The 7777-nt window shown below is 70.1% G+C and carries 7 protein-coding genes; 3 read left to right on the forward strand and 4 right to left on the reverse strand.

What is annotated here, in order from left to right; genetic code table 11:
• The first annotated feature begins 83 nt into the window (after positions 1-83).
• The 3 genes from ispF (at position 84) to rlmB (ending at position 3193) form a co-directional block, all read left to right on the forward strand.
• Complete coding sequence (gene ispF, locus G6016_RS00505) at positions 84-566, forward strand: 2-C-methyl-D-erythritol 2,4-cyclodiphosphate synthase (protein WP_182630758.1); 483 nt, start codon at positions 84-86, stop codon at positions 564-566.
• Between the two features lie 241 nt (positions 567-807).
• The gene (gene cysS, locus G6016_RS00510) at positions 808-2223 is read left to right on the forward strand and encodes a cysteine--tRNA ligase (protein WP_182630759.1); all 1416 of its coding nucleotides are present in this window, start codon (positions 808-810) and stop codon (positions 2221-2223) included.
• Between the two features lies 1 nt (position 2224).
• On the forward strand, positions 2225-3193 hold the full coding sequence (gene rlmB / locus G6016_RS00515; RefSeq protein ID WP_182630760.1) for a 23S rRNA (guanosine(2251)-2'-O)-methyltransferase RlmB: 969 nt from the start codon (positions 2225-2227) through the stop codon (positions 3191-3193).
• A gap of 436 nt (positions 3194-3629) precedes the next feature.
• Here rlmB and G6016_RS00520 read toward each other — a convergent pair whose 3' ends face one another.
• The 4 genes from G6016_RS00520 to G6016_RS00535 form a co-directional block, all read right to left on the reverse strand.
• On the reverse strand, positions 3630-4715 hold the full coding sequence (locus G6016_RS00520; protein WP_338403458.1) for an aminoglycoside phosphotransferase family protein: 1086 nt from the start codon (positions 4713-4715) through the stop codon (positions 3630-3632).
• Positions 4716-4852: 137 nt separating this feature from the next.
• On the reverse strand, positions 4853-5701 hold the full coding sequence (locus G6016_RS00525) for a metal ABC transporter permease (protein WP_182630761.1): 849 nt from the start codon (positions 5699-5701) through the stop codon (positions 4853-4855).
• Entirely contained in the window at positions 5701-6576 is an 876-nt protein-coding gene (locus G6016_RS00530) for a metal ABC transporter ATP-binding protein (RefSeq protein WP_241729623.1), read from the reverse strand. Before G6016_RS00530 ends, G6016_RS00525 begins: the two co-directional genes overlap by 1 nt.
• Positions 6566-7690, reverse strand: coding sequence for a metal ABC transporter solute-binding protein, Zn/Mn family (locus tag G6016_RS00535; protein WP_338403459.1), 1125 nt, complete (start codon positions 7688-7690; stop codon positions 6566-6568). Before G6016_RS00535 ends, G6016_RS00530 begins: the two co-directional genes overlap by 11 nt.
• Positions 7691-7777: the final 87 nt, after the last annotated feature.

Below are 7777 nucleotides of genomic sequence, written 5' to 3' on the forward strand. Positions count from 1 at the left end.
CGGCCCGAGCCCGGCGTCGCGGCGGGGGCCGAGCCGTCCGCGAACCCGCCCGCCGACTCGCCCGCCGAACCCGAGGAGAACCAGTGACCGGACCCGTCATCCCGCGCGTGGGGATCGGCACCGATGCCCATCGCGTCGAGCCCGGCAAGCCCTGCATGATGGCCTGCCTGCACTTTCCCGACGACCACGGCTGCGAAGGCCACTCCGACGGCGACGTGGTGGCGCACGCACTCGTCGACGCGCTCCTGTCCGCCGCGGGGCTCGGCGACCTCGGCTCGATGGTCGGCACCGGGCGGCCCGAATACGACGACGTCTCCGGCGAACGCCTGCTGCGCGAGGCCGTTGAGCTGCTGACACGCGAGGGCTGGACGATCGGCAACGGCGCCGTGCAGATGGTCGGCAACCGGCCCAAGATGGGGCCGCGGCGGATCGAGGCGCAGGAGCGGCTGTCCGGGATCATCGGTGCGCCCGTCTCCGTCTCGGCCACCACCACCGACGGGCTGGGGTTCACCGGTCGCGGGGAAGGCGTCTTTGCCACCGCGACTGCGCTGGTCTACCGGGGCTGAGGGGCTGCGGCGGCCGCGGGGCTGGCCGGACATTCTGCGGGTCAGAAGCCGGTTGCCGGACACGACCGGGCAGTTGCCGAACATCTGGTGCGAAAATCGGCGCGAAATCGCACCAGATGTTCGGCAACTCCAAAACGATGTCCGGCAACCTCGTCGGGGGAGTGCTGGCTCGCGCGTCGGGGGAGTGCCGGCTCGCGCGGGAAGCGGGTACGAGGCCGCCGCACCGGTAGACTCGGCCACCGTGACACTCCACCTGTATGACACCGCCACCCGCACCCTCCGGGAATTCACCCCCGTCCGGGAAGGGCACGCGTCCGTCTACCTGTGTGGAGCCACCCCGCAGTCGGCGCCGCACATCGGGCACGTGCGCTCGGGCGTGGCCTTCGACATCCTCCGCCGCTGGTTGACCGCGGCCGGCTACGACGTGGCGTTCGTCCGCAATGTCACGGACATCGACGACAAGATCCTCACCAAGGCCGCCGAGAACGGTCGCCCCTGGTGGGAGTGGGCCGCCACGCACGAGCGCGAGTTCACCCGGGCCTACGACGTGCTGGGCGTGCTGCCGCCGTCGACCGAGCCGCGCGCGACCGGCCACATGACGCAGATGATCGAGTACATGGAGCGGCTCATCGAGCGCGGCTTCGCCTACCCGGCGGAGGGCTCGGTGTACTTCGACGTGGCGGCGTGGTCCAAGGCCCCGGAGGGCGACTACGGCCACCTGTCCGGCCACAAGCTCGATGAGGTGGATCAGGGCGAGTCCGCGGAGCTGCGCGGCAAGCGTGACCCCCGCGATTTCGCGCTGTGGAAGGCCGCCAAGGAGGGCGAGCCCAGCTGGCCCACCCCGTGGGGCGACGGCCGGCCGGGCTGGCACCTGGAGTGCTCGGCCATGGCCACCTGGTACCTCGGCGGCACGTTCGACATCCACGGCGGCGGCCTGGACCTGCAGTTCCCGCACCACGAGAACGAGGCCGCCCAGTCCCACGCCGCCGGCGACGGATTCGCCCGCTACTGGCTGCACAACGGCTGGGTCACCATGGCCGGCGAGAAGATGAGCAAGTCCCTGGGCAACGTGCTCAGCGTGCCCAACATCCTCGAGCGCGTCCGGCCCGTCGAGCTGCGGTACTACCTGGGCAGCGCCCATTACCGCTCGATGCTTGAGTACTCGCCTGAGGCGCTGCAGGAGGCGGCGGCGGGGTACCGGCGGATCGAGGCGTTCGTGCGGCGCGTGGCCGAGGTCGCCGAGGTGCCGGTGGGGACGTGGACCGACGGTTTCGCCGCCGCGATGGACGATGACCTGGGGGTGCCCGCCGCGCTTGCCGAGATCCACGGGCAGGTCCGCGCCGGCAATACCGCGCTGTCAGGCGGTGACACCGCGGCGGCCGTGGCCGCCGCCTCGACCGTCCGGGCCATGGCGGGAGTACTGGGAGTGGATCCGCTCGACGCCCAGTGGGTTGCCGGATCAAGGGGCGACGACGACGACACCGCGATCGCTCTTGATCTCCTGGTGCAGGCGGAGCTCGCGGCACGTCAACAGGCACGGGCGGACAAGGACTTCGCCACCGCCGATGCGGTTCGGGACCGGTTGGTCGCGGCGGGCATCGAGGTGGCTGACACCGCGGACGGCCAGAAGTGGTCGCTCGCCAACCGGAAGGACTGATATGGCGGGCAACTCGAGCCGTCGCGGAGCGATCCGCAAGAGCGGTACGAAGAAGGGCCAGGTCGTCGGTTCCGGCGGCCAGCGTCGTCGGGGACTCGAGGCGCGCGGCGCCACCCCCAAGGCCGAGGACCGGACGTACCATCCGGCGCATCGGCGGGCCAAGCAGGCTGATCGCAAGGCGCAGACGTCGCAGCAGCGTCGTCGGTATGCCGAGAAGCAGGCCGACGGGCCCGAGCTGGTAGTGGGCCGCAACCCGGTCGTCGAGTGCCTGCGGGCCGGCGTTCCCGCCACGGCATTGTTTGTGGCCGTCGGGGCCGACAATGACGAGCGCCTGACCGAGGCCGTGCGGTTTGCCGCCGACAAGGGCATCTCAATCCTCGAGGTCCCGCGCACCGATCTGGATCGCATGACCTCCAACGGGATGCACCAGGGGATCGGGCTGCAGGTTCCGCCGTACGAGTACGCCGATCCCAAGGATCTGCTCGAGAGCGCGATGAACTCCTCGACCCCGGCCCTGCTGGTGGCGTTGGACAACATCACCGACCCCCGAAACCTCGGCGCCGTGATCCGCTCGACGGCGGCCTTCGGCGGCCACGGCGTGCTGATCCCGGAGCGGCGCAGCGCCTCGATCACCGCGGTGGCGTGGCGTACCTCGGCCGGCGCCGCGGCCCGTCTGCCGGTCGCCCGCGCCACCAACCTCAACCGCACGCTGCTGGACTGGGCAAAGTCGGGCGCGCAGCTCGTCGGCCTGGACGCGGGCGGCGACGTCTCGCTCGACGACTACGACGGCACCGGCCCCACCGTGGTCGTCGTGGGCTCCGAGGGCAAGGGCCTGTCCCGCCTGGTGCGCGAGAACTGCGATTCGATCCTGTCGATCCCGATCGCCTCAAAGGTGGAGAGCCTCAACGCCTCTGTCGCCGCGGGCGTCGTCTTGTCGGAGTTCGCCCGCCAGCGCCGCCTCAAGGGCTGACCCGCTGCCCCGCAACGCCACCGGCCATCGATAAGTGGGTTCGGCACGAAGCTACTCGCACGATGCGGGCCGAACTCACTTGCCGATGACTCCGGCGGCACGTGAGCGCCCCACGCACCGCTCGTACCTCACGGGTCTCGCGTTGAGTCGTGGCGACCAGCGTTTCACCTGCAGAGTCTGGTCGTAGCGCTGACGCTGTGACTCCCCGCGAGGTGGGGCCGAACGAGCGTGGCCGAAGGCCGCATCGAAATTGAGCAACACAATTGAGATTTTGAGCAACATCAGCGAGACGACACGCCACGGACATCGCGCTGATGTTGCCCAAAATCGCGCTGATGTTGCGCAGTTTTTCGGCTCCCAGGGGCCTCTGCCAACCGGGCGTGCTTCATGCACACGGTTCATGCGCGCGGGCACAGTCCAGCCACGCCTGCGCTGCTCAGGCCTGCGGGCGCTGTGGGGAGCGGCAGCGGTCGAAGGTCGCCCGCGCGTACTCCCAGGTTTCTTCGCCGTAGTACAGGTGGCCGGCGAGGACGTACAGGCCTGCCAGTCGCTGGTACGTCCACGCGCGGTCGAGGAAGGTTGCATCGATCTGGCCGACGTACCTGGCCAGGACGCGCTCGACGAAACGCGGGCCGTATTCGTACAGTTCTGCGAAATCGATCGCGGGGTCGCCGATGCACATGTCGGTGAAGTCGATCAGGCCCAGCCGGCCGGGCGATCCCGGCGCGGCGACCGTGCTGGTGACATTTCCGCGCCCGAGCCCGCGCTCCCAGTACAGATGCCGAGAGTAGATGTCGTAGTGCAGGAACACCCGGGGCAGCAGCGTGGACTGGAGCGCGGCCACCTCGTCACAGATCTCGCGGGCCGTACGCAGCTCGTCGGGGGTCAGCACATCGGGCATGTTGTTCTCGACTATCCCGCGTACGAAGTCCAGATTCTCCGGCTGGTACGACGGGGCCACCAGATCCATCGGCGGCTGGGAGAGGTCCTGGATGTGCAATGCCGACAGCAGTGAACCCAGCTGCGTGGCGACGATCGTCTGCTCGGTGAACGGCAGGCTGTGCAGCAATTCCGGGGTGAGCCGCTCCCCGCGGACCATCGGGTAGCCGGCGAACGGCACACCCTCGGGCACGTGCGTGTAGCGGGGGAGCGCGGCGTCGACCTGCGTCGACAAGTGCTCGAGCACCGCGATCTCGGTGGGCAGCTGCGCGTGCGCCTGCTCGTCGGTGGGGAATCGGAACACGAGGTCGCTGTGTCCGCGCGCGTCTTCGCCGGAGCAGCCGTGAAGCATCAGCACGAGGTGGTCCCAGCCCTCGTCGGTGCGGGTGACCGACTCCCAGCGCAGCGCCGGGAACGCGGCCCGGATCGTCGCGAGTTCGGGCGTGCTCGAATCATCGCCAGCCCCGCCAGCCCCGCCAGCCCCGCCAGCAGCGGCAGCAGCGGCAGCAGTGCCGGCGTCGGCGTCGGCGGATTCAGCGGCGTGGTCGGGGCGTCCTGGGCTTCCTGGGTGGTCTGGGCTCACCAGATAGACGCTAGAGCGTCGAGAAGCGGATTTCGCGCACCGCCACTCGACCGACGTGGGCCGAACCCTCTTCGCGATGGAATGCGCGATGGAGCTGGCGCGGGCCAAGCCAAGCCAAGCCAACGCGAGCGGCCGGCTCAGCGGCGGAGAGCCCCCACGCCCCGGGCCGCGAGGTAGATGACGAACGACAGGGCGGTCACGAACACCGACACCGGCACGCCCGGCGCGAGGGAGAGTAGCATGCCGCCCACGGCCGCGACCTCGGCGAACAGGATCGTCAGCCCGATCGCCTTCGCCGGACTCGAGGTGACCGCCGCCGCAGCGGCAGCCGGGGTGATGAGCAGGGACAGCACAAGCAGTGCGCCGACGACCTGCACGGCCTGCGCCGCCGCGAGGCCCACGAGCACGGCGAAGATCATGTTGATCGCCCGCACCGGGACACCGCGCGCCTCGGCAACCTCGGGGTCGGCGGAGGAGAACACCAGCGGCCGGTACAGCGCGATCAGGGCGGCGCAGATGATCGCCGCGACGATCGCCATCTGCAGCAGCCCACTCTCGGACACGCCCACGATCTGCCCGGTGAGCAGTGAGAACGCTGTGCCCGACCGGCCGGGGTAGAGGTGGATGAACAATACGGCCAGGCCCAGTCCGAACGCCAGCACCACGCCTATGGAGGAGTCGCGCTGGGAGACCCGCGAGCCCATGAGTCCGAACATGAGGGCGGCGATCACCGAGCCCACGATCGCGCCGAGTCCCAGGTTGAGCCCGAACAGCAGCGCAGCGGCGGCGCCGGTCAACGCCAACTCGGACGCGCCGTGCACGGAGAACGACATCTGCCGCATCACGATGAACGGCCCGATCGCGCCAGCGAGCAGGCCGAGCAGCGCGATCGCGGCGAGCCCGAGCAGAACGAAGTCCTGCTGCAGGAGATACGCGGTCGTCTCTGTGTCGGTGAGGGAGGCGAGGATCTCGAGCAAGCGGTCCATCAGTGCGCTCCGTGTCCGTGGTCGTCGTCGTCATGATGGTGGTGCCCGGTCGACCAGGGCTCGGCCACCAGGTGCTGCGTGTCGCCCACCACGACGATCTGCCCGCGCACCCGCAGCACCTCGACCGGCGAGGAGTACAGATCGGACATGACCTCGGTCGTGAACACCTCGTCGGGCGTGCCGATGCGGTAGCGGCCGTCGACGATGTAGAGGACACGGTCGACCATCGGCAGCACGGGGTTGATCTCGTGGGTGACAAAGACGATCGCGGTGTCGTCCTCGCGCCGCCGTCGGTCGAGCACGGACGCGACGGTGCGTTGGCCGGTGAGGTCGAGGCTTAGCAGCGGCTCGTCGCACAGCATGACGCAGGGGTCGCACGCGATCGCCTGGGCCACGCGCACGCGCTGCTGCTCGCCGCCGGACATGCGGCCGAGCGGCTTGTCGGCGAGCTTGCCGGCCTCGAGCCGGGCCAGCGAATCCTCGACGATCCGTCGTTTTTCGCCGCGTCGGCCGGACCAGCCGGGGCCCCAGCGGGTGCCGTCGATGCCGAGGCTGACCAGGTCGCGCCCACGCAGGGTGATGCCGGGGTCGAAGGCGCGCTGCTGCGGCACGTAGCCGAGGTGGGTGCCGCGGTCGCCGGGCGCGCGGCCGTCGACGAGCACGGTCCCGGAGTCGGGCTTGTGTTCGCCGAGCAGGACCTTGAGGAGGGTGGATTTGCCGGCGCCGTTGGGTCCGAGGACGGCCACGAACTCGCCGGGCTGGATCTGCAGGTCGAGGTCGCGGATGAGGGTGCGGCCGCCGCGCGAGATGGTCACGCCCTCGAGCGAGACGACGGGGCCGGGCCCGGGGATGCCACGCGCGTGATCAGTGCTCATCGTCGTCCACCGGGGCGGCGCCGGCGAGTGCATCGGCCAGCTCGTTGACGATTCCGCTCATCCAGGTCACGTAGTCCGTTCCCTCGGGGAGGGTCTCGGAAATCTCGACGACGACGACACCACCATTCACCGCGGCTTCACGCACCCGGGCGGTGACCGCTGTCTCGGTTTGCGGGTTGTAGGCGAGGACGGCGACCTCCTGCCGGTCCAGCAGGTCGATCAGTGAGGCGAGGTCGGCGGCGGACGGGTCGGTGTCGTCCTCGACGGAGGTCAGGAAGCCGCGTGGGGTGCGGTCGACCATGTGGGCGTAGTCGAGGAGGTGCGCGCCGATGCGCTCGGTCTGCGCGTAGGGGAAGTGTCCGCGGTCGTGGATCTCGTCGAGTTGGGCCTGCACGGGGGTAAGTGCGTCGCCGAAGCTTCGGGCATTGGCGCGGTAGTCGTCGGCGTGCTCGGGGTCGATCTCGGCGAGCTGGGAGGCGACCTGCTCGGCCACTGCCGTGGTGGTGGGCAGGCTGAACCAGACGTGCTCGTTGCTGGCGGCGTCGTGCGAATGGTCGTGCCCGGCATGCCCGCCCTGGCCTTCGTCGTTGGACTCGTCCTCGTGACCGTCATCGTCGCCGTGGTCGTGACCGTCGTGGCTCCCGCCGGCGTCGTCCCCGTGATCGTGGGAGTGCTCCGGCGCGGCCTCGCCGGTGACGGCCGAGTACTCGTCGACGGCCCGCACGACCGGCACCTCGCCCGCGTTCTCGAGTGCGAGGTCGACAAAGGAGTCGTAGCCGCCGCCGTTGTAGACCACCAGGTCGGCGTTCGAGACCTTGGCGGCGTCGGCCGGACTGGCCTCGTACGAGTGCGGGTCGGCCGCGGGGTCGGAGATGACGGCCTCGACGGTCGCGTTGCCGCCGGCGACCTGCTCGACGATGTCGGCGTACACGTTCGTCGACGCCACCACACTCGGGCCGTCCCCACCCGCACCGGCCGAACCGCCCGAGCTGCCGCACGCGGTCAGCGCGCCCGCGCCGAGAAGGGCGGCAGCGAATGCGGTCAGGGCTTGGGTGGCGCCGCCTCGACGCGGGCCGGGCGAGCCGCTGCCAGAGGTCCGAGGAGAGATCGTCACGTCTACTGCTCCTGAGGTGGGCCGGTGCTCCTGATGTGGGGCGGGCCGGTAATGGGAACCGTTGTCGGTAAGTGTACGGCCGTGCGG

Origin of the sequence: Dietzia aerolata (genome assembly GCF_014144865.1) — a bacterium.
Taxonomy (GTDB): domain Bacteria; phylum Actinomycetota; class Actinomycetes; order Mycobacteriales; family Mycobacteriaceae; genus Dietzia; species Dietzia aerolata.

Coding starts and splice junctions, on each gene's coding strand:
- rlmB (WP_182630760.1), top strand. CDS start 2,225: ATGGCGGGCAACTCGAGCCGTCGCGGAGCGATCCGCAAGAGCGGTACG.
- G6016_RS00525 (WP_182630761.1), bottom strand. CDS start 5,701: ATGGACCGCTTGCTCGAGATCCTCGCCTCCCTCACCGACACAGAGACG.
- G6016_RS00530 (WP_241729623.1), bottom strand. CDS start 6,576: ATGAGCACTGATCACGCGCGTGGCATCCCCGGGCCCGGCCCCGTCGTC.